Origin of the sequence: Paenibacillus sp. NPDC056579 (assembly GCF_042793215.1) — a bacterium.
In the GTDB taxonomy this organism is placed as follows: domain Bacteria; phylum Bacillota; class Bacilli; order Paenibacillales; family NBRC-103111; genus Paenibacillus_S.
In genome coordinates this window covers 66,427-90,483 of the sequence record NZ_JBHTVD010000003.1, presented here as the reverse complement: position 1 = coordinate 90,483, position 24,057 = coordinate 66,427, and the positions used below count along the sequence as shown (strand labels likewise).

Annotated in this window: 28 protein-coding genes; all 28 read left to right on the top strand. The window is 49.2% G+C overall.

The genetic code is table 11. The features are described from left to right. The first annotated feature begins 9 nt into the window (after nucleotides 1-9). The 28 genes from fliJ to ACFQ88_RS12780 all read left to right on the top strand — a co-directional run bounded on the left by fliJ (nucleotide 10) and on the right by ACFQ88_RS12780 (nucleotide 24,021). A complete protein-coding gene (gene fliJ / locus ACFQ88_RS12915) occupies nucleotides 10-450 on the top strand; it encodes a flagellar export protein FliJ (RefSeq protein ID WP_239626429.1) in 441 nt (146 codons plus the stop codon). A gap of 26 nt (nucleotides 451-476) precedes the next feature. After that, complete coding sequence (locus ACFQ88_RS12910; RefSeq protein WP_379454413.1) at nucleotides 477-1,400, top strand: MotE family protein; 924 nt, start codon at nucleotides 477-479, stop codon at nucleotides 1,398-1,400. Between the two features lie 26 nt (nucleotides 1,401-1,426). Then, a complete protein-coding gene (locus ACFQ88_RS12905; protein WP_379454412.1) occupies nucleotides 1,427-2,896 on the top strand; it encodes a flagellar hook-length control protein FliK in 1,470 nt (489 codons plus the stop codon). Between the two features lie 35 nt (nucleotides 2,897-2,931). Beyond that, entirely contained in the window at nucleotides 2,932-3,381 is a 450-nt protein-coding gene (locus ACFQ88_RS12900) for a flagellar hook capping FlgD N-terminal domain-containing protein (RefSeq protein WP_239626422.1), read from the top strand. Beyond that, nucleotides 3,378-3,755: a TIGR02530 family flagellar biosynthesis protein gene (locus ACFQ88_RS12895; RefSeq protein WP_239626419.1), complete on the top strand. Its 378-nt coding sequence runs from the start codon at nucleotides 3,378-3,380 to the stop codon at nucleotides 3,753-3,755. The genes ACFQ88_RS12900 and ACFQ88_RS12895 overlap by 4 nt, the downstream gene beginning before the upstream one ends. A gap of 93 nt (nucleotides 3,756-3,848) precedes the next feature. Further along, a complete protein-coding gene (flgG, locus tag ACFQ88_RS12890; protein WP_239626417.1) occupies nucleotides 3,849-4,673 on the top strand; it encodes a flagellar basal body rod protein FlgG in 825 nt (274 codons plus the stop codon). Between the two features lie 58 nt (nucleotides 4,674-4,731). Then, nucleotides 4,732-4,953 (top strand): flagellar FlbD family protein, encoded by a 222-nt coding sequence (locus tag ACFQ88_RS12885; protein ID WP_239626415.1) that lies wholly within the window; start codon nucleotides 4,732-4,734, stop codon nucleotides 4,951-4,953. Further along, nucleotides 4,954-5,430, top strand: a complete 477-nt coding sequence (locus ACFQ88_RS12880) for a flagellar basal body-associated FliL family protein (RefSeq protein WP_239626413.1) — start codon at nucleotides 4,954-4,956, stop codon at nucleotides 5,428-5,430. Nucleotides 5,431-5,468: 38 nt separating this feature from the next. Continuing rightward, nucleotides 5,469-6,467: a flagellar motor switch protein FliM gene (gene fliM / locus ACFQ88_RS12875; protein ID WP_239626410.1), complete on the top strand. Its 999-nt coding sequence runs from the start codon at nucleotides 5,469-5,471 to the stop codon at nucleotides 6,465-6,467. Continuing rightward, a complete protein-coding gene (gene fliY, locus ACFQ88_RS12870; RefSeq protein WP_379454411.1) occupies nucleotides 6,457-7,743 on the top strand; it encodes a flagellar motor switch phosphatase FliY in 1,287 nt (428 codons plus the stop codon). Before fliM ends, fliY begins: the two co-directional genes overlap by 11 nt. A gap of 26 nt (nucleotides 7,744-7,769) precedes the next feature. Next, on the top strand, nucleotides 7,770-8,132 hold the full coding sequence (locus ACFQ88_RS12865) for a response regulator (protein WP_239626406.1): 363 nt from the start codon (nucleotides 7,770-7,772) through the stop codon (nucleotides 8,130-8,132). 47 nt (nucleotides 8,133-8,179) lie between these two features. Then, nucleotides 8,180-8,827 carry a flagellar biosynthetic protein FliO gene (locus ACFQ88_RS12860; protein WP_239626403.1) on the top strand — a complete coding sequence of 216 codons (648 nt, stop codon included), beginning with the start codon at nucleotides 8,180-8,182 and terminating at the stop codon, nucleotides 8,825-8,827. 23 nt (nucleotides 8,828-8,850) lie between these two features. Further along, nucleotides 8,851-9,585, top strand: a complete 735-nt coding sequence (gene fliP, locus ACFQ88_RS12855; RefSeq protein WP_379454898.1) for a flagellar type III secretion system pore protein FliP — start codon at nucleotides 8,851-8,853, stop codon at nucleotides 9,583-9,585. A 34-nt stretch (nucleotides 9,586-9,619) separates the two neighbouring features. Then, on the top strand, nucleotides 9,620-9,889 hold the full coding sequence (gene fliQ / locus ACFQ88_RS12850; RefSeq protein ID WP_379454410.1) for a flagellar biosynthesis protein FliQ: 270 nt from the start codon (nucleotides 9,620-9,622) through the stop codon (nucleotides 9,887-9,889). Nucleotides 9,890-9,900: 11 nt separating this feature from the next. Beyond that, nucleotides 9,901-10,680 (top strand): flagellar biosynthetic protein FliR, encoded by a 780-nt coding sequence (gene fliR / locus ACFQ88_RS12845; RefSeq protein WP_239626398.1) that lies wholly within the window; start codon nucleotides 9,901-9,903, stop codon nucleotides 10,678-10,680. Nucleotides 10,681-10,698: 18 nt separating this feature from the next. Beyond that, nucleotides 10,699-11,790, top strand: a complete 1,092-nt coding sequence (flhB, locus tag ACFQ88_RS12840) for a flagellar biosynthesis protein FlhB (RefSeq protein WP_239626396.1) — start codon at nucleotides 10,699-10,701, stop codon at nucleotides 11,788-11,790. Nucleotides 11,791-11,815: 25 nt separating this feature from the next. Beyond that, nucleotides 11,816-13,849 (top strand): flagellar biosynthesis protein FlhA, encoded by a 2,034-nt coding sequence (flhA, locus tag ACFQ88_RS12835; RefSeq protein ID WP_239626393.1) that lies wholly within the window; start codon nucleotides 11,816-11,818, stop codon nucleotides 13,847-13,849. Then, nucleotides 13,846-15,189, top strand: coding sequence for a flagellar biosynthesis GTPase FlhF (flhF, locus tag ACFQ88_RS12830; RefSeq protein WP_379454409.1), 1,344 nt, complete (start codon nucleotides 13,846-13,848; stop codon nucleotides 15,187-15,189). Before flhA ends, flhF begins: the two co-directional genes overlap by 4 nt. Then, complete coding sequence (locus tag ACFQ88_RS12825) at nucleotides 15,182-16,063, top strand: MinD/ParA family protein (protein ID WP_239626388.1); 882 nt, start codon at nucleotides 15,182-15,184, stop codon at nucleotides 16,061-16,063. The genes flhF and ACFQ88_RS12825 overlap by 8 nt, the downstream gene beginning before the upstream one ends. 56 nt (nucleotides 16,064-16,119) lie before the next feature. Then, nucleotides 16,120-17,274, top strand: a complete 1,155-nt coding sequence (locus ACFQ88_RS12820) for a protein-glutamate methylesterase/protein-glutamine glutaminase (protein WP_379454408.1) — start codon at nucleotides 16,120-16,122, stop codon at nucleotides 17,272-17,274. Between the two features lie 53 nt (nucleotides 17,275-17,327). Next, complete coding sequence (locus tag ACFQ88_RS12815) at nucleotides 17,328-19,376, top strand: chemotaxis protein CheW (RefSeq protein WP_379454407.1); 2,049 nt, start codon at nucleotides 17,328-17,330, stop codon at nucleotides 19,374-19,376. A gap of 51 nt (nucleotides 19,377-19,427) precedes the next feature. Then, nucleotides 19,428-19,889 carry a chemotaxis protein CheW gene (locus tag ACFQ88_RS12810; protein WP_239626382.1) on the top strand — a complete coding sequence of 154 codons (462 nt, stop codon included), beginning with the start codon at nucleotides 19,428-19,430 and terminating at the stop codon, nucleotides 19,887-19,889. A 37-nt stretch (nucleotides 19,890-19,926) separates the two neighbouring features. Beyond that, nucleotides 19,927-20,514 (top strand): chemotaxis protein CheC, encoded by a 588-nt coding sequence (locus ACFQ88_RS12805; protein WP_379454897.1) that lies wholly within the window; start codon nucleotides 19,927-19,929, stop codon nucleotides 20,512-20,514. Then, entirely contained in the window at nucleotides 20,511-21,005 is a 495-nt protein-coding gene (locus ACFQ88_RS12800; protein ID WP_239626378.1) for a chemotaxis protein CheD, read from the top strand. The genes ACFQ88_RS12805 and ACFQ88_RS12800 overlap by 4 nt, the downstream gene beginning before the upstream one ends. 147 nt (nucleotides 21,006-21,152) lie before the next feature. Next, nucleotides 21,153-21,434, top strand: a complete 282-nt coding sequence (locus tag ACFQ88_RS12795; protein WP_239626376.1) for a hypothetical protein — start codon at nucleotides 21,153-21,155, stop codon at nucleotides 21,432-21,434. Between the two features lie 18 nt (nucleotides 21,435-21,452). Next, a complete protein-coding gene (locus ACFQ88_RS12790) occupies nucleotides 21,453-22,235 on the top strand; it encodes a FliA/WhiG family RNA polymerase sigma factor (RefSeq protein ID WP_239626374.1) in 783 nt (260 codons plus the stop codon). Nucleotides 22,236-22,257: 22 nt separating this feature from the next. Then, nucleotides 22,258-23,667 carry a flagellar assembly protein A gene (locus ACFQ88_RS12785; protein ID WP_379454406.1) on the top strand — a complete coding sequence of 470 codons (1,410 nt, stop codon included), beginning with the start codon at nucleotides 22,258-22,260 and terminating at the stop codon, nucleotides 23,665-23,667. Nucleotides 23,668-23,694: 27 nt separating this feature from the next. Then, on the top strand, nucleotides 23,695-24,021 hold the full coding sequence (locus ACFQ88_RS12780; RefSeq protein ID WP_239626370.1) for a hypothetical protein: 327 nt from the start codon (nucleotides 23,695-23,697) through the stop codon (nucleotides 24,019-24,021). The last annotated feature ends 36 nt before the right edge of the window (nucleotides 24,022-24,057 follow it).

The window sequence follows — 24,057 nt, the reverse complement described above, 5'->3', positions numbered from 1 at the left end:
GCTTAATCTATGCGTTTCCGTTATGCCTTTCAAAAAATCGTCGACTTGAAAATCAACGAAAAAACGCAAGCGGAATGGTTGTTATCCGAAGCTATCGGGAAAGTGCGCGAGGAGGAGTCGAGCTTGTCCGAGCTGCACGCCGAAAAAAACGGGATCCAGGAGCAGCTGCACCGGGCGTCTGCGAATAAGGCAACAATTTCGCAAATGATGATGTATCAGCAGTATGCGGATCACATCGACAATCGGATCACACTGAAGAACAAGGATCTGGAAAAAGCTCAGCAGGTTGTTCTGGTTAAGCAGGACAATCTGGCGGGGAGAATGATGGAAGAGAAAGTATGGACCAAAGCGAAGGAAAAAGCGCAGCTCCGGTTTAAAGCGAATATGCTCAAAACCGAGCAGGATCAGTTGGATGAAATGGCGACGAACCGATACCGGAGATTGTCATAGAACCAAAGAAACAGGGGGTGAGGATAATGTCAGACATGGATTTGGAGAATACCTCTTCGTCTGGAGCCATGGAACGGTTTCTGATCTGGTTTTTGATCCCGTTTGTGTTTACGGCCGTGCTGCTTGGGGTGCTGCTTACCATATTCGACTATGACGTTATGAATAATGTGCTTCGCGCAGCAAATAGAGTGCCTATCGTGAAAAGTATTGTGCCGGATCCCAAGCCGTCGGCATCCGACTCGACAACGACTTCTGGAACAACGCAGCAAAATTCGGCAGAGAGTCAAACGCAAGAAGAAATAGTGCAGTCGTTGAACGCTAAATTAAGCACAAAGGAGCAGGAGCTTACCCAATCGAACAACCTGATTCAGCAGCGCGATCAACTGATCAAGGAGCTCCAGCTGAAAAACAGCTCGCTAGAAGAGCAAATGAAGAGCAAGACGCAATCGGATGAGGACTATACGAATCAAATTCAACAATTGGCATCGATGTACGCCAAGATGACGCCTTCAAAGGCGGCCCCTATTATGGAAAATTTGACGACATCCGAGCTCGTGCTGGTGCTAAGCATGATGAAGACGGATGAGCGGGTTAAAATTTTGGAGAAAATGGATGCCAAGAAAGCGGCGGACGCCACGATCTTGTTAAAGGACCAAACCTCGACCAAGGACCGTGAAATTGCAGCTTTACAGGATCGGGTCAAAGAATTATCCAAGCCGAGCGCTGCAAGTACGCAAAAAATAAGCAAGGACGATTTGGGAGCCACGTTCTCGAGTATGACGCCGAAAAGCGCAGCTACCGTATTGCTGGAGATGCAAAATGCGAATCCGGAGAAGGTCATTTCCATATTAAGCTCTATGGATAGCGCAGGCCGTTCCAGAGTATTGACTGCTTTATCGGAGCTATCTAAGGAAACCGCTGCCCTTATCTCGGCGAGACTGGTACAATAACCGATTTGGAAAGGAGGTGACAAAATATGGAAATTCAAACACAAATGCCTATGAATAGTGCAGCAGCGGCTTCGGCAGGAGCTGCGGCAGGAAATGCCAATTCGGCGTCAGGGCAAGGAGCGGGAGGTTTCTTATCCACTTTGGTAGGAATTCTCGGCAATGGGCAAACAAATGAAGCAGCAGCTCAGCAAGCTGCGGTAACTCCCGGATTAAGCGCTTTGATCCAACTGCTCGGCACAAGCGACAATGCAGCCGTTCCAACCCAGGGCGCAGCCGATGAAACCGTGCTTAAGCAGCTTGATGCTTTAATCGACTTGCTGAATCAGAACTCGGAGGATACGGCGGCACTGCTGGCGAATCCGGAGCTTCAAGCGCTGCTTGCGCAGCTTCAAGCTGCTCTGCTCGTTCAGCCGACTGCTCAATCGATCAACGATGAGACGGCAGTGGAAACTTCGGATGCTTCGGCGATATCGGCGCAGCCTATACATACGGACGCAGCTAGTGATGTTGAAACGGATGGTGGAGCAGTCGAGCTGAATCCTGCATTATTCGTACCGGCAGACAGCGAGCAGACTGCGGACCAGGCTGTGGATGCTGATGCGGCGCCTGTATTCAAGCCCGTATCCCGTCAAGAGGCGCAGGAGATTCTAAAGCAGCTGCAGCAGCTGCTGCAAAATGGCGAAGCAGAAACACCTGTTATTGTGAATGGCAAACCATTGACTCTGCAAAGTGTTGCAGCGGAACTGAGGACCATTCTCGCTCAGCAGATTACCGTCCGTCACACGAATGAAACAACTGCAGTGTCCAGTCCATTAACAGTGGCGGCGCCTGCGGTGAATTCGAACCTAGAGTATTTGGCTGCCAAATCGGGTTCGTTCCGTTTCGAAGCACAAACCGATAGCCATGACAGCCCGCTATTCGAACCGTTAACGGACATGATAAGCAATAACGACGATATGCAGCCAGTTCCGATGAGCGAGTATTTGAAGCAAGTCTCTAACGGAACGCATTCGACGAAGACACCGATCGTAATGCATGCACCGACTTTCGTTGAGGATATGACCCAGCTGGTGATGAAATCATTCAGCATTAACTCCTTTGCGGATGGCATAACGGAAGCAAAGCTATCCTTATATCCGCAGCACCTTGGACACGTCGAAATCAAATTGACGATGCACAACGGCCAACTGATCGCTCAGTTTATGGCGGACAGCGTGTCGGGGAAAGAAATGCTGGAAAGCCAGCTGTCCCAGCTAAGAACAACGCTGCAAAATCAGGGCATTCAAGTGGATAAGCTTGAAGTTTCGCAAAACCAGGCGTTCCAATCCGGTTTGTTCCAGGAGCAAAGACAGCAGCAGTTCCAGCAATCCGGCAAGCAGTCGAAAGGCACGAACGGAGATAATTCGATTTCGATGGAAGATGAGCTTGTAACTGCAGCCAAAGAAGTGAAGCTGCCTTCCGGATTATCATCCACATCGATTGACGTTACGGCTTAAAGGAAATACCTTAACAAGGACCGGGAGGTGAGACCGTGTCGGATTCACCCGTAAGCACCAAGAACGTATGGCCCTATTATGCCAAAACGAACATCAGCAACGTGGAGAAGGAGAAAAAGACCAACGACCTGGGGAAAGATCAATTTTTGAAAATTTTGATTGCCCAGCTGAGAAACCAGGATCCTTCCCAGCCGCTTCAGGACAAAGAATTCATCGCACAGATGGCGCAATTTACTTCCGTTGAGCAGCTGTCGAACATGAGCAACGAAATGAAGCTGCTGCGCCAATCGCTAGGATTTGCTTCAGGCTTGATCGGCAAGTCGATTACTTGGAACACGACGAACGATAAAGGCGAGAATACGCCGAAGTCTGGTGTAGTCGATTCCATAACCGTAAAAGACGGCGCCCAATTTGCTGTGGTAGGCAGCGAGAAGATCGCTCTGGATCAAATTACGCAAATTGCTAACGCGGAGGAGAAGAAATGACCGATCGCATCCAAGTCGGACAGTTATTCCCCGGCAGCCTAAGGCCTGCTCCTCTCCAGAGAAGCGAAGCCCAAATCCCAAAGAAGGATTCGGCGTTTCAAAGTGTATTGAATCAACAGATAGTCCGTTTCAGCCACCATGCGGAAGAGAGGCTGCGCCAGCGAGGCATTGAGTTTAAGCCGGAGCAGCTGTTGAAAATTCAATCGGCAATTGATAAGGCCGCTTCCAAAGGGGCGAAAGATTCATTAATGGTGATTAATGATACGGCTCTCATTGTCAATATTAAGAACAGAACGGTGGTTACCGCTGTAGACGGAGCCTCGATGAAAGACAATATGTTCACACAGATCGATAGTGCAGTTATTATTTCTTGATTTACAGGGCTGGACCGATAAGGAGGCCCCTGGTTGCGGATCGACCGAAGCAGCCTACTATCAACTATCCACATTTTTGGGAGGCAATGGCGCATGTTAAGATCTCTGTACTCCGGTGTATCCGGTATGAGAGGATTCCAAACGAAGCTTGATGTCATCGGCAACAACATTGCGAATGTCAATACCACCGGCTTTAAAGCAGGACGGGTTATGTTTAAGGACATTCTGAGCCAGACGGTTTCCGGTGTAACCGCACCGGAAGAAGGAGCCAAAGGCGGCGTCAATGCCAAGCAAATCGGCTTGGGCGTTTCCATCAGCGCCATCGACACGGTACACACGCCAGGGAGCGCGATGACGACCAACGTGCCGACCGATCTGCGTATCGACGGTGACGGATTTTTCGCGGTTTCAACGGATGGAACAACCGACTCCATGTTCCTGACACGCGCAGGGAACTTTACCATTGATGCTTCTCGCCAGCTGGTTAATGCAGACGGCATGTTCGTTCTAAGCACCGAAGGCGGACCTATTACGCTGGAGGAAGACGACACGGCGTTCTCCATTTCTCAGAACGGTGAGGTTATTACAACGAAGTCTGACGGCACGACCAATGTAGCAGCAGTGATCGCTGTGGCGAAAGTAACGAACCCTGCAGGTCTGGAGAAGGTCGGAGGCAACTTGTACCGCAGTACGGCGAACTCCAACATCGATCCGGAAATTGATCTGGGAGCTGCGATTCCTAACGATCCTACTACAGGAACGGGCGCAATCATTGCCGGTCAGCTGGAGATGTCCAACGTAGACCTGACTTCCGAGTTTACTGAAATGATCGTTGCTCAGCGCGGGTTCCAATCGAACTCGAGAATCATTACTACATCCGATGAAATTTTGCAAGAAGTCGTCAATCTGAAACGCTAATTCAAATGAACGGGGGAGCCTCGTTCTCCCCCTATCTTTTTAGTATCGGAGGCTATTCATGATTCGACTTACCCGACTCAATGGTAAGCACATTACCGTTAATGCCTTATTGATCGAAAGCATCGAAAGCACGCCGGACACGATGATCACGCTCATTACCGGCAAAAAGATTACCGTATTGGAGCCAGCTGCCGATGTGGTCCAGTTTGTAACACAGTATATGCAAACCATAGGATCCGTCGTCGGAACCATCAAGAGTTTGGATTCGGAGGGGTTGTAGTTGTTAAAAAGTAGAATTTTCCTGCTCGTCGTTGCGATCCTTATAGCTATAACCTTAATATTGACAGCAGCTTTCGTATTATGGAACTACATGGACAAGGCGAATCAAAACCCGCAGGAGCAGGCGTTAAGCTCCGCAAGCCAAGTGAAGCCGGGCAAGCCGGCGACACCGGATCAGCAGAAAGAAAACACTGTGATCATTAAAGATGTTTTGACAAATCTTGCTGCCAACAACCGTTTTATTAAAGCAAGCTTTGCCGTTGAGATGGAAAATAAGAAGGCGAAGGAAGAGTTTGAAAAGCTGGATTTTAAAATGAAAGCTATTATCGTGCAAACGCTGTCCGACATGACACCTGAACAAGTGCAAGGCAGCAAAGGCTTCGATAATCTGACTTCGGTCCTTATGAATAAAATGAACCCGCTGCTTTCTACCGGTAAGATCAAGCAAATTTGGATCACGGATAACGTTCTTCAATAGAAGCATACATAAGACTTGCGAAAGGGAGGTGACGCTTTATGGTTGATGTACTTTCACAAAATGAGATTGACGCGTTATTGGCTGCGTTATCCTCCGGCGAGATGGATGCGGAAGAACTGAAAAAGGAAGAAACGCAGAAGAAGGTTCGTGCCTACGACTTTAAAAGAGCCGTACGATTCTCCAAGGACCATATCCGCAGCTTGACGAGAATCCACGAGAACTTTGCCCGGTTTTTGACGACGTACTTCTCCGCACAATTAAGAACTTTCGTGCAGATCAACGTGGTACAGGTCGAGCAATTGCCATACGACGAGTTTATTCGCTCCATTCCGAAGATGACGATTCTCAATATTTTCGAAGCTGAGCCTTTGGAAGGAAGAATGGTGCTGGAAGTGCACCCGAACGTTGCGTTCGCCATGCTGGACCGTCTTTTAGGCGGAAGCGGGACAACCCCTTCGAAAATCAGCGCACTGACCGAGATCGAGACGATCGTCATGGAGCGCATTTTCAGCCGGGCGTTCGAAAGCTTGCAGGAGGCATGGAAGACGGTAGTCGATCTGTCACCGCGAATGGAAGCGTTGGAAACCAATCCGCAATTTATGCAAATTGTTTCGCCTAACGAGACGATTGCGCTAATCTCGCTCAGCACCAAAATCGGTGACACGACCGGGATGATCAATCTATGTATCCCTCATGTCGTTATCGAGCCTATTATGCCTAGGCTTTCCGTGCATCACTGGTTCGTATCCCAGAAGAAGACGAGTGCGCCGGAAGAAGCGATGGCTTTGCAGTCCAGGCTTCATAAGGCCAAGCTTCCGATTATAGCGGAATTAGGCGAATCGACCATCTCCATTCGCGAATTTTTAAATTTAAGCTCAGGCGATGTGATCTCCTTAAATAAGCCGGTCGAGCAGCTTCTGAATATCCGGATTGGCGAAAAGCTGAAGTTTCACGGCACTCCCGGTACCACAAGAGGCAAGATGGCAGTGCAAATAACCGATATAGTCCAAGAAGGAGCGGAAGAGAATGACGAATAGCAAAGATTATTTGTCTCAAGAAGAGATTGACGCATTGCTGAGACAGACATCCGGCGACAGCTCCGACGACAGCTCGAGCGGATTCAGCGGGCCTGTCCAAGTTGAAGATTATTTATCGTCTTTGGAGCAGGATGCACTGGGGGAAATCGGCAACATTACGTTTGGAAGTGCGGCCACGGCTTTGTCGACATTACTCGGCAAAAAAGTGGATATTACGACGCCTAAGGTTTCGATCATCGCAAAGGAAGATTTGATTGAAGAATTTCCGAAGCCTCATGTCGCCGTGCATGTTAACTATGTAGACGGATTCCATGGAATCAACCTGCTGGTTATTAAAACCCGCGACGCACAAGTCATAGCAGACTTGATGATGGGCGGTGACGGCACCGCACAAAACGGTGAGCTGACCGAGATTCATATTAGCGCCGTTCAGGAAGCGATGAACCAAATGATGGGGTCGTCTGCTACATCGATGTCTACCATCTTTAACCGGTTTGTCAATATCTCTCCGCCAGGAATCGACATATTAAATTTAGCAGAAGCAGGAGGAACTTCGACACTTCCCCCCGAAGATGTATTTATAAAAATATCCTTCCGTCTAACGATAGGAGATTTGATCGATTCAACGATTATGCAGTTGCTTCCTGTCAATTTTGCGAGGGATATGGTATCTACTTTAATGGGAGGTGGAGACAGCTTAGAAGAATCTGCGGCAGCGGCAGCTCCGGTATCGGTACCTGCACCAGAACCTGCACCGGCTCCGGCTCCTGTATCCCATATGCCGCCACCGGCACCGCAGCAGCACATTCCTACAGCGCCGGTACAGGATCCGTACGCTCAACCGATGTACCAGCAGCCACCGCAGCCGATGTATCAACAACCGATGGCTCCGCCTCAGCAACCGATGTACCCTCCGCAGCCTGCTGCTTACGGTACAAGCCCGGCACGCAATGTCAATGTGCAGCCAGCGCAGTTTTCCAGCTTCTCGCCTACGAGCTTGACGCCTACCGAAGATACCAACCTGAATTTGCTGCTCGATATTCCTTTGAAAGTGACGGTGGAGTTGGGCCGGACTCACAAGGTAATCAAGGATATTCTGGAGCTGTCGCAAGGGTCGATCATTGAATTGGACAAGCTTGCCGGCGAGCCGGTCGATATTCTTGTCAACAACAAGCTTATCGCCAAGGGCGAAGTTGTCGTCATTGACGAAAACTTTGGGGTTCGTGTTACAGACATTGTGAATCAATGGGATCGCATTCAAAAATTACAATACTAAACATACTCTAGGAGGACTGTTCAACCATGGCAAACCGAATTTTGATTGTAGACGACGCAGCATTTATGAGAATGATGATCCGCGATATTTTGTCCAAAAACGGTTACGAAGTAGTAGGGGAAGCAAACGACGGGGCGCAAGCCATCGAAAAATTTAAAGAATTGCGTCCGGATCTGATCACGATGGATATTACGATGCCGGAGATGGACGGTATTGCCGCATTGAAGGAAATTAAACAAATCGACCCTAACGCAAAAGTGATTATGTGCTCCGCTATGGGACAACAGGCGATGGTTATCGATGCTATTCAAGCCGGTGCCAAAGACTTCATCGTGAAGCCGTTCCAAGCGGACCGCGTAATCGAAGCGATTAAGAAGACTTTAGGGTAATTAGTGTTCAGGGGAGAGTTTTACATAAGCCGAAAGGAATGTGAATCTTGAACAGACTCGCAGCCAGATTAGCTTCTTTCATCTTTGTGGGGATGATTCAACTTGCCGGTTTCTCTATGGTTTGTTACGGGGAATCCGGCGCTCCATCTGAGCGACCGATGAATGAGTCACCTGATCTTACTTATCCCGGTCTGGATACGGCGAGTACGTTCTGGATGGTTACCAAAGTTATTTTCTTCCTCATTGTTATTATCGGAATCTTTTTTGTAATTATTAAGTTTCTTTCGCAAAAAAATAAATTATTGTTCGGCCGCTCCTTGCGCTCCCTCGGCGGAGTGCCTCTCGGTCAGAACAAATCGATTCAAGTCGTTGAAATCGGCCGTTCGTTATACATTGTAGGTGTAGGCGACAATGTTCAGCTTCTCGAGAAAATTGAAGACGAAGAAGAGGTCGCCTATTTGACCGACATGTTGACAACCAGCACCTTAAGCGGACCGAATCTGGAAACGCTGAGCGGATGGTGGAGCAGATTGCTCAAGAAGGAAGACCGTAATGAAAATGAAGAAGCGGACATTACGGCTTCGTTCCAACAAGTGTTTCATAAGAAGATGCAGCATCTGTCCGATCGGAAGAAGATCGTGGATGAGGTTTGGACGGACGAGAATAACAAAGATCGGTTGAATGATAAACCATGAAATTAAAGACTCTCGCATTTACCATGATGGCTTTGCTCGCTATGACCGCTGCATGGACTTCAAACGCTTATGCGGCGGACCCGATTCCGGGAATCAATATCGATATTGGCAGCTCCAACAGTGCAACAGGAGCTTCCAATACGATCAACATTATTCTGCTGCTGACGATTTTGAGTATTGCTCCGGCCATACTGGTGATGATGACCTGCTTTACTAGAATCATCATCGTACTCGGCTTTGTCCGGACATCTCTCGGCACACAGCAGATGCCGCCGAACCAAGTGCTTATCGGATTAGCCCTGTTTCTCACGTTCTTCATAATGGCACCGACATTGGGAGATTTGAACCAAAACGCACTGCAGCCCTATATGAGAGGTGAATTGACGCAGACTGCCGCACTGGATAAAGCAACCGTTACGATGAAGAAATTCATGTTCCAGTATACGAGGCAAAAGGATTTGAAGCTGTTCCTGGATTACACCAAAGCGCCGCCGCCAAGCGGTGTGGAGGATACACCGTTGACAGCACTGGTTCCTGCTTATGCGATCAGCGAATTAAAGACGGCTTTTCAAATGGGATTTATGATATTCATACCGTTCTTGGTTATAGACATGGTCATCTCAAGTACGCTGATGGCGATGGGGATGATGATGCTGCCTCCCGTCATGATTTCACTGCCGTTCAAAATCCTCCTGTTTATATTGGTGGATGGGTGGTATCTGGTCGTGAGGTCCCTGCTGCTAAGCTACAATACATGATTCCAACTATAGGATAAGCAGGAGGAGAACTATCGTGAGTACCGAGTTTGTCATTCGTTTAGCCAGCGAGGCTGTCTATACAACCTTGAAAGCCAGCGCGCCGATGATGGTGATTGCTCTTGTTATCGGTCTGGTCATCAGTATCTTTCAAGCAACGACTCAGATCCAGGAGCAGACGCTTGCTTTTGTACCCAAAATCGTTGCCGTGCTGCTATCCATCCTCATCTTTGGGCCGTGGATACTGACGACACTGGTGGATTATACATATAACCTATTCAATAACTTATATAAATTTATCGGCTAGGCTGTGAGTAAATGGAATGGGTAACGCAATATTTTCCTGGTTTTATGCTCTTTTTTTGTCGCATTGCCTCGTTTTTTGTCGTGGCACCTGTGTTTTCAGCCCGAAACGTTCCGCATCATGTTAAGATCGGGCTTGCTTTTTTCGTTACTTTCATGGCTTATCCGCTATTCGGAATGTCTAAACCGTTGACATTTGATTCTTTGTACCTGCTATCCATTTTCAGGGAAATATTGGTCGGTGTACTGCTCGGCTTCATCGCTTATATGTTCTTTACGGTATTCCAAATTGCCGGATCGTTTATCGATATACAGATGGGATTAGGGATTGCTAATGTCATCGATCCAATGACCGGGGCTCAGAGCCCGATTGTAGGTAATTTGAAGTATACTATCGCAACGCTGCTGTTCATAACGTTAAACGGCCATCATTTGCTGCTTAAAGCCATCATGGAGAGCTACGAATGGATTCCGGCCGACAACGATATGTTCGCCAGGATGTACTCCGGGCAAATAGGAGAATTTCTTGTCCACACGTTCTCCAGCGTATTTAGTTTAAGCTTTCAGATGGCCGCTCCGTTAATTGCCGCATTCTTCCTGACGGATGTCGGGCTTGGCTTGCTGGCAAGGGTAGCGCCGCAGTTCAATATTTTCGTAGTGGGTATTCCGCTGAAGATCATTGTCGGACTCTTATTGCTCATATTGCTGTTTCCCGGCTATCAATTTGTTTATAACGATTTATTCACGGCAATGCTGGACTCTCTACAAAAGTTTATCGGCTTGTTCACGGGTTAAGGGGAGGACTGGACGGACTTGGCAAGTTTTCGTTTAAAGCTCGATTTGCAATTGTTTTCCGGGGAAAAGACGGAGCCCGCCACGCCCAAGAAGCGGCAGGAATCCAGGCAAAAGGGGCAAGTCGCCAAAAGCATGGAAGTGCCTGCTGCATTTATCTTGTTTTTTTCGTTCTTGGCTTTCAGCCTGTTCGGCGGTTATATGAAAGATCAGACGATGCATGTATTCCGGTCGATTTTTTACGACTACTTATTATGGGATATTACGATCGACAATATTATCGTTTTGTTCGAGCAGCTGATGGTTCAGAGCTTGCTTATCATCGCACCGCTTTTGCTGGTGACGGTGGTCATCGCGATTTTTAGCAATTATTTGCAATTCGGCTTCTTGTTGACCGGGGATCCGCTCATGATGAAATTCAGCAAGCTGAACCCGATCGAAGGCGCCAAAAAAATATTCGGCCTGCGTTCGCTGGTCGACTTCTTGAAATCGGTTCTCAAAATGACCATCATCGGCTATGTCGTCTACTCTACCTTGTGGGGTGAAAAAGGCAACCTGATGGATTTGGCCCGGCTGCCTGTCGAGAACGTACTGATGTTCGCATCGTCGCTAACGGTCAAGTTAGGCCTCAAAATCGGTCTCGTGTTAATCGTACTTGCATTGCTCGACTTTCTGTATCAGAAATATGAGTTTGAAAAAAGCATCCGCATGTCGAAGCAGGACATCAAGGATGAGTATAAAAAGACGGAGGGTGACCCTCAGATCAAAGGAAAAATCCGTGAGAAGCAGCGAAGAATGGCTCTGCAGCGCATGATGCAGGATGTCCCCAAAGCGGACGTCATCATCACGAACCCGACGCACTTTGCGGTAGCTCTTCGCTATGACGCGAAGAAAATGCAGGCTCCTACGGTTATCGCCAAAGGAACGGATTACATTGCTTTGAAAATTAAACAAGTTGCAAAGGAACACCGGATTATAACGATGGAAAATAAGCCTTTGGCCCGAGCCCTGTATGCCCAAGTGGAAATTGGTGAAGCCATACCGGCGGATATGTTCCAGGCCGTGGCCGAAGTATTAGCATATGTGTACAAGGTTAAAGGAAAAGCCAACTAGAGTATGAGGAAGGAGGACATCTGAAATGAAAGCGAAAGATCTGGTCGTACTGATCGGGATTATAGGCATCATCCTGATGATGGTCGTACCTGTGCCGATATGGCTGTTGGATGTCCTGTTGATCATCAACATCTCCATTGCTCTGATGATTATATTAGTAGGAATGAATACGCAGGATGCGCTGCAGTTTTCGATTTTCCCGTCATTGCTGTTGATCACGACGCTGTTCCGGCTGGCGTTAAACGTATCGACCACCCGTAACATTCTCGCGCACGCTGATGCAGGGAACGTAGTAAGCACATTCGGTTCTTTCGTTGCCCAAGGCAATATCGTCGTTGGATTTGTCGTGTTTATCATCCTAGTGCTCGTTCAATTCATCGTTATTACGAAAGGCTCCGAGCGCGTGGCAGAGGTTGCCGCACGGTTTACTCTCGATGCGATGCCCGGCAAGCAAATGAGTATCGACGCCGATTTGAACGCAGGATTAATCAATGAGCAGCAAGCGAAGGAACGCAGGGAGAAAATATCCCGCGAAGCCGATTTTTACGGGGCGATGGACGGTGCCAGCAAATTCGTTAAAGGTGACGCGATCGCAGGGATTATCATCCTGATCATCAATATTTTGGGTGGCTTGATCATCGGCGTATCGATGAAAGGGATGGATATCGGCGAAGCCGCAGAGAAGTATTCGATCATGACGATCGGCGACGGACTGGTCAGCCAAATTCCAGCGCTGTTGATATCCACGGCAGCCGGTTTGATTGTCACGAGAGCTTCTTCCGACGGCAACCTGGCTCACGATTTAACCTCACAAATCTTGTCATATCCTAAACTGTTATATATCGTAGCGGGAACGATTACGCTGCTGGGTATTTTTACTCCGATTCACTTGATTACTACTTTACCGATCGCAGCTCTCCTTGCCTTCGCGGCGATGAAGATGCAGCAAAATATGGTTCGCAAGCAAGCTCAGGAGGACCAGCTGGAGGAAGAACAGCAAATTGAGGAGGTTCGCAGTCCGGAGAGCGTAATCAGTTTGCTGCAGGTGGATCCGATAGAATTCGAATTCGGCTACGGCTTGATTCCTCTAGCTGATACGCAGCAGGGCGGGGATTTGCTGGACCGGATCATTCTCATCCGCAGACAATGCGCCTTGGAATTGGGTCTGGTTGTACCGGTCATTCGGATCCGAGACAACATTCAATTGAAGCCTAATGAATATGTCGTGAAAATCAAAGGCAATACGGTAGCACGCGGCGAGCTTCTGCTGAATCATTACCTTGCGATGAGCCCGGGCATCGATGACGATTCGATTTCGGGGATTGATACCGTAGAGCCTGCCTTTGGACTTCCGGCGCTTTGGATCGACGAGGCGATGAAGGAACGTGCGGAATTGTCAGGCTACACCGTTGTCGATCCGCCGTCCGTAGTAGCGACTCACTTGACGGAAATTATCAAGAAGCACGCACACGAGCTGCTGGGTCGTCAGGAAACGAAGTCGCTCATCGAGAATGTACGGGAGAGCTACCCGGCTCTCGTGGACGATCTGATTCCGAACGTGCTGTCCACAGGCGATGTTCAGAAGGTGCTTGTCAAGCTGCTTAGAGAGAAAATATCGATTCGCGATCTGGTAACGATAATGGAAACGTTAGCCGATTACGGAACTTACACCAAGGATCCGGAAATATTGACGGAATATGTGAGACAATCGTTGTCGCGGCAAATTACGCAGCAGTTCTCAACGGGCAGCGATTCCTTGAAGGTCATTACGGTAGGGCCTTCCCTGGAGAAGAAAATTGCGGAATCGGTTCAGCAATCCGATCAAGGAAGCTATCTGGCGCTGGACCCGGGTTCGACCCAGGTGATCTATCAGCGTATTTCCGATCAAGTCACGAAGCTGATTCAATCCGGTCAACAGCCAATCGTGCTAACTTCACCGACTATTCGCATGTACTTGCGGCAGCTGCTGGAGAGGACGATGCAGGATATTCCGGTCCTGTCGTACAGTGAGCTTGAGCCGAATGTAGAAATTCAAAGCATGGGGGTCGTTAACATATGAGGGTAAAGCGCTACGTAGTTGATTCCATGCCCGATGCTCTGCAAAAAATACGTACGGATCTCGGAAAGGATGCCGTTATCTTGAACACGAAAGAAATTCGCTCGGGCGGATTTCTCGGCATGTTTTCCAAAAAAAAGATTGAAGTCATCGCTGCTACCGATGCGGCTGAAACGGCGGGTGCTGGCGGCAAAGCCGGTGTCGCAGATATGAGAGCGACCGTAGCGGTTAAACCGGCTGTGGCCTCGAATCTATCGGAAGCCGCTGGTACCTACACCAGGCCCGTGCCGGTACCGTCGCCGAACAAGGCGCCGGTCCAGCCGGCGGAGCCGCTTGCTTTTCCTGTCGTGCCCGACGTATTGGTACCGGACACGCCGAGGCAGACGGATTCTGCGGCTTACGCCGACAAGCAAGTGAAGGCAGCGGCATCACAGCAAGCTGCAGCAAGAACGGAAGCAGCAAAGGACGACTTGCTTCTTAACGAAATGAAGCAAATGAAAGAATACATGCATAAGCTGTCTGTCCAAGTGGTTGGCCAAGCTCCTGTGGACCCGGTGCTGGAGCAATTGCAGCAGCGATTGCTGGAGCATGAGATCGATCCCGAGCTTGTAAGCCGCCTGATTGAACGGGCAGTGGAGGAATTGCAGGCGGACGGAGAGCCTGTCCGTGAGAAAGACGCCCGCCAATCTTTGAAACGTCAGCTCTTGGAGCTGTTCCCTGTACTTAGCGGGAATGCGTTGGAGGGGGATACGAAAATTGCTCATTTCGTAGGTCCGACCGGCGTCGGCAAGACGACGACGATAGCCAAGCTGGCTGCCGAGCAGGTGCTGAAATATCAGCGGAAAGTCGGCTTTATCACATCCGATACGTACCGGATTGCAGCGGTAGAACAGCTGAAAACCTACGCCACCATTTTGAACGTACCGTTGGAAGTCGTGTTTTCGCCGCAGGATCTGCCCAAGGCATTCGAGTCGCTGAAGGATCGGGATATTATTTTCATGGATACGGCGGGAAGAAACTTCCGCAACGAGATGTATGTGTCCGAGCTCAATGCCCTGCTTCAATCGGGCGGCAAGAGCGAAACGTATTTGGTCATGAGCCTGACTACGAAATACAAGGATATGAAGGCGATAGCCGAGAACTTTTCCAAGTTCAAGCTGGATAAAGTGCTTTTTACCAAAATGGATGAAACCGATTCTTATGGCGCAGTGATCAATCTAGTCCACGATTTTCAACTGTCGCTTTCCTATATCACGAATGGTCAAAGCGTTCCTGACGATATTACCGAGTTAAAGGCACAGCAGATCGTTGATCTGATATTGGGGGTTCACTCCCATGAATGACCAGGCACAAGGGCTGCGTGATCTGATATGGAACCGAAATCATCAACGGCAGCACGAAGCCAAAGCAACGCGCATTCTTACGGTAACGAGCGGCAAAGGCGGGGTCGGAAAATCGAATTTCACCTTGAATTTTGCCTTAACCCTGCAGAAAAAGGGATTCAACGTCCTCGTCTTTGACGCAGATATCGGGCTGGCTAACATCGATGTATTAATGGGAGTCACAGCCAAATACAATTTGTATCATTTGCTCAAGAAAGAAAAGACGATTTGGGATATTATCCAGAAAGGGCCGAACAATCTGCAATTTATTGCGGGAGGGTCGGGCTTTCACGATCTGATCCGGTTGACCGAGGAGCAGCTGGATTATTTTGCAGAGCAGGTTCAGCAGCTGAACGGGACTGTCGATTACATCATATTCGATACAGGGGCAGGCTTGTCCAAGGAAACGTTGAAATTTATTCTGGCTGCGGAAGAAACGATCGTCGTGACCACCCCGGAGCCCACTTCTATTACTGATGCTTATGCCATCATCAAAATGGTTCATGCGATGAACGAGCCGGTTCGATTCAAATTGGTTGTCAACCGCGTAGCGGACTGGAAGGAAGGGAAGCAGACAGCCGATAAAATCAATTTGGTCGCCAAGCAATTCCTTCAATTGGATATACCGACTCTAGGCTTTGTGTATGATGACAAAAACGTCTCCAAAGCGGTTAAGAAGCAAGTGCCGTTCACCGTGGAGTACCCGTCGAGCCCCGCTTCCCAGTCTCTGTCCAGGCTGACGAATGATTTCATTGCCGAGCAGCCGCCGGCGGATATGCAGGGTAGTGCTGTGAAAGGCTTTATGAACCGAATGATGAAGTATCTTCGACAGTAGCACACAATCCTCTTGCCAGCGGCCAACAAAACAGACAACCTGGGGGGAATAACAATATGCGAATCTATGACATTTTGGTTGTTGACGATTCGATTTTTATGAGAAAAATCATTTCCGATCTCATATCGGAGGACCCTCAATTTCGAGTCGTAGCGACAGCCAAGAACGGTAAAGAGGCTGTAGAGCTGATAAAAAAGCTGAAGCCGAATGCCGTTACGATGGATATTGAAATGCCGGAAATGAACGGATTGGATGCGTTGAAAACGATCATGTCGGAGCATCCGACGCCGATCATTATGCTGAGCAGCCTGACTCAGGAAGGGGCCAGGGAGACCATTATCGCCCTGGAGAGGGGCGCCGTCGATTTCGTCGGCAAACCGTCAGGCTCCATTTCTTTGGATTTGCATAAAGTAAAAACCGCCTTGATCGAGAAGCTTCATATTGCGGTAAAAACGAATGTTAACAAGTTCAATGCCAAGCTGGCGCCGCCGAACCCGCTTCGATTCAACAAACCGGCGGGGGAATCCAAGGCGAGCATTCCGTCTGCTCCGGTTGCTCAGCCTGCACCAAAGCCCTACAAGCAGGAAGGGAACCATTCTTCCGGCAAGCTGATGAATCCCCCTGCTTCCCAAGTACAGCAGCTGGCTGCTATCGGTACTTCAACCGGCGGGCCTCGGGCGCTTCATCAAGTGATCTCCAACATACCCGGCGACTTCGCGGCGCCTGTTGTCATAGTCCAGCATATGCCGCCTAATTTTACAAAGTCGTTGGCGCAGCGGCTGGACTCCGTATCCGAGCTGACGGTTGTCGAAGCGGAGGATGGCATGATCCTTCATAACGGAACCGCGTATGTGGCTCCGGGCGGGTTTCACATGATGGTTGCGCGCAATGGCCCCGGAATGTACAAGATTCATTTGTGCAAGGAAGATCCGAGGAATGGGCACCGCCCTTCGGTAGACGTGCTGTTTGAGTCGTTATTGCCGTTAAAGGAGCTGCGCCGGCACATCGTGCTGATGACGGGAATGGGTTCGGACGGAGCCAAAGGAATGCTCGCTTTGAAGCAGGCGGGCGCCGTAACCACGATAGCTGAATCGGAGGAAACCTGCATCGTATACGGTATGCCGAGAGCGGCCGTAGAACTGCAGTGCGTATCACATATTCTGCCTCAACAGGAAATTGCCCATATGCTTTCCAAAGCTGTGTTGACATAGCCGGGGAGCTCGGGTGTACATATAGGTTGCATGACATTGACGGAGGTGTGGTTATGGAATTAAATCAATATTTATCGATGTTTATTGATGAATCGAAAGAACATCTTCAGGCGATGAACGACAATTTGCTAAGCCTGGAAAGCAGTCCCGAGGATGTAAGCATCGTACATAACATTTTCCGCTCGGCGCATACGTTGAAGGGCATGTCCGCAACAATGGGCTTTGAGGATTTGGCCTCGTTGACCCACGAGATGGAAAACGTGCTGGATTTGGTCCGGAATTCGAAGCTGAAGATGGACTCGTTTATTTTCGACTGGATTTTCAAAAGTCTGGATGCTTTGGAGGCCATGGTAGAAGATATCATCCAGGGCGGCACCGGTAAGCTGGATGTCAGTGAAATCGTAGCTGCGCTCAAATCCATTGTCAGCGGTGACTATTTGAAGGGCGGCGCGGCATCCTCTGCAGCCGTCAAGAAGCAGGACAGTGCACAAGAGCCTGTGCTGGATGAATTTCAGCTTTCGATTATCCAACAATCGATTGAAGCCGGACTGGCCGTTTGCTTGATCGATGTAACGGTTCGCGAGGATTGCGTCCTTAAAGCGGCTAGAGCTTATATGGTCTTCAATGTGCTCGAGCAAAACGGCGAAGTAATCAAATCGACGCCATCGGTTGAGGATATCGAGCAGGAGCGTTTCGATAACAGCTTTTCCGTGTTCTTCATCTCCTCTACGGATAAAGACAGTCTGGAGAAGCAGGTCGGCAGCGTGTCCGAAATCGAAAAGGCGACGGTTACGCTGTTGACCCAAGCTAAGCTGGACGAGCTGATGAGCCCTCCGGCATCGTCGGCACAAGCGGAAGTAGCGGCAGCGGTTGCGGAAGCGCCACGCGCTTCGGCGGCACCTACCTCACCGGCTGCCGAATCCAAGAAGCCGGCTGGTAATGCTCCTGTAGCGAACCGGACGATCCGCGTCGATATCGAGCGGTTGGATACGCTGATGAACCTGTTCAGCGAGCTGCTGATCGACCGCGTGCGGCTTGAACAGCTGGCGAGCGAGATCAAGCGCAGCGACCTTACCGAAACGGTCGAGCATATGACTCGTGTGAGCAGCGATTTGCAAAATATCGTGTTGAAGCTACGGATGGTTCCAATCGATACGGTGTTTAACCGGTTCCCTCGTATGATCAGGGACGTTGCGAAGACACTGGACAAAAAAGTCGATCTGGTCATTACCGGAGCCGACACCGAGCTCGATCGAACGGTAATCGATGAGATCGGGGATCCGCTGGTTCACTTGCTTCGAAACTCGGTGGACCACGGGGTTGAGCCTGTCAGTGACCGGATTAACGCGGGTAAGTCGGAAACAGGCACGATTCATCTGCGCGCATATCATAGCGGAAATCATGTATTTATTGAGATTGAAGATGACGGTCGCGGAATTAACCGCGAGAAGGTACTGAGCATCGCCGTCAAAAACGGCGTCATTCAGCAAGACCAAGCTGCAAAAATGACGGACGAAGAAGTGTACATGCTCTTATTCGCTTCAGGATTCAGTACTGCTGATAAAATTTCCGACATTTCCGGTCGCGGCGTCGGTCTGGACGTTGTAAAGACGAAGATTGAAAGCCTTGGCGGTACCGTTCAAGTGGAATCCAAATGGGGAAAAGGCTCCAAGTTTTCCGTCCAGCTTCCGCTTACCTTATCGATCATCTCAGCGATGCTCATTCGTCTGGGCGAGGAGAAGTATGCTATCCCTCTTTCGTCCATTGTCGAAACGGCGGCGATCAAGCGGGAGCAGATCCGCATGGTACACGGCAACCGGATGATTGATTACCGGAACAGCGTCATTCCGTTAGTACCGCTTGGCAATTTGTTCGATGTGCCCGGCTTGGCGGTATCGATAACCGGTGATACTCAAATCGTCGTCATCCGCAAAGGCGAGCGCCTGGCCGCTCTTGTTGTTGAAGAGTTCATCGGACAGCAGGAGATCGTTCTGAAATCGCTCGGCAAATATTTAACGAACTTGTTTGCCGTATCCGGCGCAACCATCCTGGGTGACGGACAAGTTGCATTGATCATAGACACGAACGCTTTAATCAAGTAACCGTAGCCAACGCAGATTACATAGTTAACCAAACTTAGGGAGGCATGAAACATGGGAGAGGAAATCAAAGTCATCGTTTTTGCTTTGGCACATGAGGAATACGGCGTTGAGGTTGAAAAGGTTAGAACGATTGAGCGTATGCAGCCGATGACCCGAGTGCCGAAAACACCGGAATTTGTAAGAGGCGTAATCAACCTGCGCGGCGTCGTTACCCCGGTTATCGATTTGCGGGGACGGTTCGGCTTCGAGGAATGCGAATTTACGGATAGCACACGCATCATTATTGTTGCTGTGAATGATATTGAGGTCGGCTTGATCGTTGATTCCGCGAATGATGTAATCGACGTGGACAGCGACAGCATTGAAGACCCGCCTGAAATCGTAGGGGGCATTAAAGCCAAATATTTGCGCGGCATTGCCAAGGTAAGCGACACTCGTCTCTTGATTCTCCTCAACTTGGCGGAAGTTTTGAATAAAAGCGAAATTGTCCAATTAGAAAACCTAGAGGAGTAGTCGCGTGGAATTATTCAACCGGTTAGCCGATTTTCAAATGGATGTGCTTAAGGAAGTGGGGAACATTGGCGCAGGTCATGCGGCGACGGCATTGTCCAAGCTGCTGGATAAGCCGGTCGATATGCTCGTTCCGAAAGTACGCATCGTAGCTTTTGAAGAAATTGCCGATAGTGTAGGAGGGGCGGAGCAAGTCGTTATCGCCATCTTCCTCCGTGTCGAAGGGGAGACTCCCGGGAATTTATTTTTCATCATGACCTTGGAATCCGCTAAAAAGCTGCTGCGAAGTCTCGTAGGGATCACGGTTACCCATGACGACAATTATACGGATATGGAACTTTCTGCGTTAAACGAAATCGGCAATATACTGGCAGGCTCGTATTTGTCTTCCTTGGCGGATTTTACCCAGCTTTCCATGTCGCCGACCGTACCGTCGTTGGCTATAGATATGGCGGGCGCGATTCTCAGCTTTGGTCTTTTCCAGTTCGGTCAAATGGGAGATCATGCGCTGCTGATTGATACGAAGTTTTTGGATGGCAATGAAGAGGTGAAGGGCCACTTCTTTCTCATTCCGGATCCGGAGTCGTTTGATAAAATCTTCAAAGCTCTGGGAGTCGACACTCCATGATCCAAGATAACTTCATCAAGGTAGGAATGGCTGACCTTAATGTTACTCACTTGACCGGAGTGCTTAAGACAACAGGATTAGGATCTTGCGTAGGAATCACTCTTTACGACGGCAAGGCGAAGGTCGCGGGAATGGCTCACGTTATGCTCCCGACCTCCGACATTGCCAGGGAAGGCAAGCTGAATATTGCTAAATATGCGGATACGGCAATTCCCGAGATGATTCAAAAGATGGAGGCGCTTGGAGCCTCGGTCGCCCGAATGGAAGCCAAAATGGCAGGTGGAGCACAAATGTTCGCATTCGGCGGCAGCTCGGATACGATGAGAATCGGACCGAGGAACGTAGAGTCGTGCAAGGAAATGCTGAAGCGGTATTCCATCCCTTTGAAGGCTGAAGATACAGGCGGTAACTATGGAAGAACGATTGAGTTCGATTGCGTTACCGGTAGCCTGCTTATTAGAAGCGTTCAGCAAGGAGTGAAAGAACTCTAGATTATGATAGGATCGATTCGTTGGAATTTCATAATTGGACTCGTAACTTTCGTTATTACTTTTGTTTCTTCTATTATAAATAATATTTGGCTCACAAGCTTACTTCGAAGTATATACAGCTTTGCTATAGTATTCGTGCTCATCTTTTTGTTTCGATGGGTACTCGGCACATTAGCCGGTTTAAATCGGCTGGGTGAAGCCGGGATTCCGCAAGAGTCGGACGAAGCCGATAAAGGAGTCTCGCTAGACATAACGACTCCGGACGATGAAGCCTCATTGCACCGAATGTTAAAAGATTCGCTTGATCCTAATGCACCCGCGGTGGATTCCGGATTCGCTCCGCTGAATCCACCGAAGCTGTCCAGCAAAACGAACAACATGGAACCAGGAGAGATGGCGCAAGCGGTACGTCGAATGACGGAAGAATAAGGGTGGTGACAACCGGTCATGATTCAAAAATCGCATTTACCGAATATCGATTTGTGGAAGCAATGGAAGGAATCTGGATTGGTTGAGGCGAAGCAGTCTTTAATTGAAAGCTATTTGCCTTTAGTAGATTATGTATCCAACCGGCTTTCCATTGGCTTGCCGAAAAATGTATCCAAAGACGATTTGGCCAGCTATGGCATCATGGGCCTCATCGACGCTATAGAAAAATTCGACTATGAGCGAGGGCTGCAGTTCGAGACTTATGCTTCCTGGCGTATCCGCGGCGCAATCATCGACGGATTGCGTCAAGGAGACTGGGTACCCCGCTCGGTACGCGAGAAATCCAAGAAAATCGAAGAGGCGTACCAGAAGCTGGAGCAGCAATATTTGCGGTCGGTAACGGATGCGGAAATCAGCGCCTACCTTCAGGTTAGTGAAACGGAATTTCAGCAAATGGTACAAGAAATCGCCGTTACGACCGTATGCTCGATCGACGACCCTATCCGTGAAGAAGATTCCGAGACGCGGCTTTCCTTGCTGATTGATGAGAAGGCCAAAAATCCTGAATATAAAGTGAATGAGTTTTTCTTGAAAGAGACGTTAGCCAAAGCAATAGAGCGGCTTACGGAGAAGGAAAGAACGGTTGTTTCCTTATTTTATTTCGAAGAATTGTCATTGAGTGAAATTGCGGAAGTCATGTGCTTATCTCCATCACGAATCTCTCAGCTTCATTCCAAAGCGATTCTTCGCCTCCGAGGCTCGTTAAGCCGGTTTAAAACGCAGCTGTTTCAAGAAACTTAACTTGGAGAAAGTGGGGGCAATAATGAGTGAACCTGCGATGCCGCTCAGTTACTATGTAGAAATTTCTCTGTCCGACGATAAACTGCAAGCCTATCTTCAATTTAAAAAAAGCGAGGATAACCTTTCGTTCTCCGCGGCACAGCTCGAGGAGGTTGTTGCATCCTATCATATTTCTCATGGAATTGATATAGACGTCCTTCAGGCCATTGCCCGGGAACCTAAAGCCTATTTTCTAAGCAAAACGGTGATAGCGTATGGAACTCCTCCGGTTCCCGGTCAAGACGGCTACGTCAAGCTGCTGCACGACATATCCGACGATTCCAGGAAGCCGATGGAGCTGGAGGATGGCAAGGTCGATTTTCGGGAAGTGACTACGATCAATAATGTTCGCAAGGGCCAGCTATTGGCCCAGAGAATATTCGCGACGAAGGGAACTCCGGGCAGGGCGGTAACGGGGGAAGAATTGGCAGCCAAAGACGGGAAGGAAGCGCGTCTGAAAGTAGGTAAAAATGTCGTTGCAGATCCGGAGCAAAAGGCGATCTACTCAGCGATTGACGGCATGATATGTAAAACGGATCGGGACAAGATCAATGTGTTCCCGATTTTTGAGGTTAACGGGGATGTCGATTACAACGTTGGCAATATCGATTTTGTCGGCTCCGTCGTAATCCGGGGCAATGTGCTCAGCGGCTTCAAGATCAAAGCTTCGGGCGATATTCGTATTACAGGCAGTGTGGAGGGGGCCGACCTGGAAGCGGGTGGCTCTATTGAAATTAGTGCCGGTATTTTGGGACATAACAAAGCGATGATCCGGGCCGGAAGCCGATTCAAGAGCTCCTTTATCCAAGATGCAACCGTTTCCGCCGATGAAGTATTGGTAACGCAAAGTATTATGCACTCGAGTGTGAGAGCGGCGAGAAGCGCCGTTTGTCTGGGGACGAAAGGTCTTATTGTAGGCGGAACGATTCAGGCCGGCGAGAGCGTTACGGCACGGACGATAGGTAACTCCATGTCCACAGCGACCGTTATCGAGGTAGGAGTCCTGCCGGAGCTTCGTAATGAAATTGGACAGCTGCGCATTCAGCTGCGCTCCGTCAATGACAATCTCGATAAAACTGAGAAAGCGTTAAACTTGCTGGATCAATTAGCGGCGACCGGACAGTTGGGTCCAGATAAAATGGCGATGAGGATCAAGCTAAATCATACGAAGAAGCAAACCGTAGAGGAGCAATCCTCGATGAAAGAACGGATTCTGGAGATCGAGAAGTCGCTTGAGGATTCCGACAAAGCCAAAGTGGAAGTCGTTTCGACGGTATACAGCGGGACCAAGATTGTTCTCGGCCGTTACACGAAGTTTATTAAAGATCCGGTATCCCATGTGAAATTTCAGCTAGCCAATGGCGATGTTGCCATGTTTCCCGTCGTACGATAAGCTTTAACAGCTTGAGGAGGGATGGAGATGAGCTTAAGGCCAGTGGAATTGCAGTTCGTTTTGCACAAGAACGACGAAGCCGGGACCGTGCAAAATCAATTGAATCATAAGCCGGGGCAGGATCAGGCGGCTCTTGCGGATGCTGCGGCCAAACATACGGAGAAGGAGCGGCAAAGCGTTAGTAAAAGCGAGAAGCCGCATCATTCCTCAATCCTGAATGAAGATAAGGAACAGCCGGGCCATAAGCGAGAGCAATCTTCCAACAAACGCGAACAAGAGCAGGCAAAGACCCGATCGGAAATGGAACGAATCGAGCACCCTTTTAAAGGAAAGCATATCGACTTGACTCTTTGAGAGGCGGTTGGACATGCGCTTATGTGACCTCTTGGC

Excerpts from the sequence above, each read along its gene's own strand:
- fliJ (WP_239626429.1), top strand. The coding sequence starts at position 10 with ATGCGTTTCCGTTATGCCTTTCAAAAAATCGTCGACTTGAAAATCAAC.
- ACFQ88_RS12910 (WP_379454413.1), top strand. The coding sequence starts at position 477 with ATGTCAGACATGGATTTGGAGAATACCTCTTCGTCTGGAGCCATGGAA.
- ACFQ88_RS12905 (WP_379454412.1), top strand. The coding sequence starts at position 1,427 with ATGGAAATTCAAACACAAATGCCTATGAATAGTGCAGCAGCGGCTTCG.
- ACFQ88_RS12895 (WP_239626419.1), top strand. The coding sequence starts at position 3,378 with ATGACCGATCGCATCCAAGTCGGACAGTTATTCCCCGGCAGCCTAAGG.
- flgG (WP_239626417.1), top strand. The coding sequence starts at position 3,849 with ATGTTAAGATCTCTGTACTCCGGTGTATCCGGTATGAGAGGATTCCAA.
- ACFQ88_RS12885 (WP_239626415.1), top strand. The coding sequence starts at position 4,732 with ATGATTCGACTTACCCGACTCAATGGTAAGCACATTACCGTTAATGCC.
- fliM (WP_239626410.1), top strand. The coding sequence starts at position 5,469 with ATGGTTGATGTACTTTCACAAAATGAGATTGACGCGTTATTGGCTGCG.
- fliY (WP_379454411.1), top strand. The coding sequence starts at position 6,457 with ATGACGAATAGCAAAGATTATTTGTCTCAAGAAGAGATTGACGCATTG.
- ACFQ88_RS12865 (WP_239626406.1), top strand. The coding sequence starts at position 7,770 with ATGGCAAACCGAATTTTGATTGTAGACGACGCAGCATTTATGAGAATG.
- fliP (WP_379454898.1), top strand. The coding sequence starts at position 8,851 with ATGATGGCTTTGCTCGCTATGACCGCTGCATGGACTTCAAACGCTTAT.
- fliR (WP_239626398.1), top strand. The coding sequence starts at position 9,901 with ATGGAATGGGTAACGCAATATTTTCCTGGTTTTATGCTCTTTTTTTGT.
- flhA (WP_239626393.1), top strand. The coding sequence starts at position 11,816 with ATGAAAGCGAAAGATCTGGTCGTACTGATCGGGATTATAGGCATCATC.
- flhF (WP_379454409.1), top strand. The coding sequence starts at position 13,846 with ATGAGGGTAAAGCGCTACGTAGTTGATTCCATGCCCGATGCTCTGCAA.
- ACFQ88_RS12825 (WP_239626388.1), top strand. The coding sequence starts at position 15,182 with ATGAATGACCAGGCACAAGGGCTGCGTGATCTGATATGGAACCGAAAT.
- ACFQ88_RS12820 (WP_379454408.1), top strand. The coding sequence starts at position 16,120 with ATGCGAATCTATGACATTTTGGTTGTTGACGATTCGATTTTTATGAGA.
- ACFQ88_RS12815 (WP_379454407.1), top strand. The coding sequence starts at position 17,328 with ATGGAATTAAATCAATATTTATCGATGTTTATTGATGAATCGAAAGAA.
- ACFQ88_RS12810 (WP_239626382.1), top strand. The coding sequence starts at position 19,428 with ATGGGAGAGGAAATCAAAGTCATCGTTTTTGCTTTGGCACATGAGGAA.
- ACFQ88_RS12805 (WP_379454897.1), top strand. The coding sequence starts at position 19,927 with ATGGATGTGCTTAAGGAAGTGGGGAACATTGGCGCAGGTCATGCGGCG.
- ACFQ88_RS12800 (WP_239626378.1), top strand. The coding sequence starts at position 20,511 with ATGATCCAAGATAACTTCATCAAGGTAGGAATGGCTGACCTTAATGTT.
- ACFQ88_RS12790 (WP_239626374.1), top strand. The coding sequence starts at position 21,453 with ATGATTCAAAAATCGCATTTACCGAATATCGATTTGTGGAAGCAATGG.
- ACFQ88_RS12785 (WP_379454406.1), top strand. The coding sequence starts at position 22,258 with ATGAGTGAACCTGCGATGCCGCTCAGTTACTATGTAGAAATTTCTCTG.
- ACFQ88_RS12780 (WP_239626370.1), top strand. The coding sequence starts at position 23,695 with ATGAGCTTAAGGCCAGTGGAATTGCAGTTCGTTTTGCACAAGAACGAC.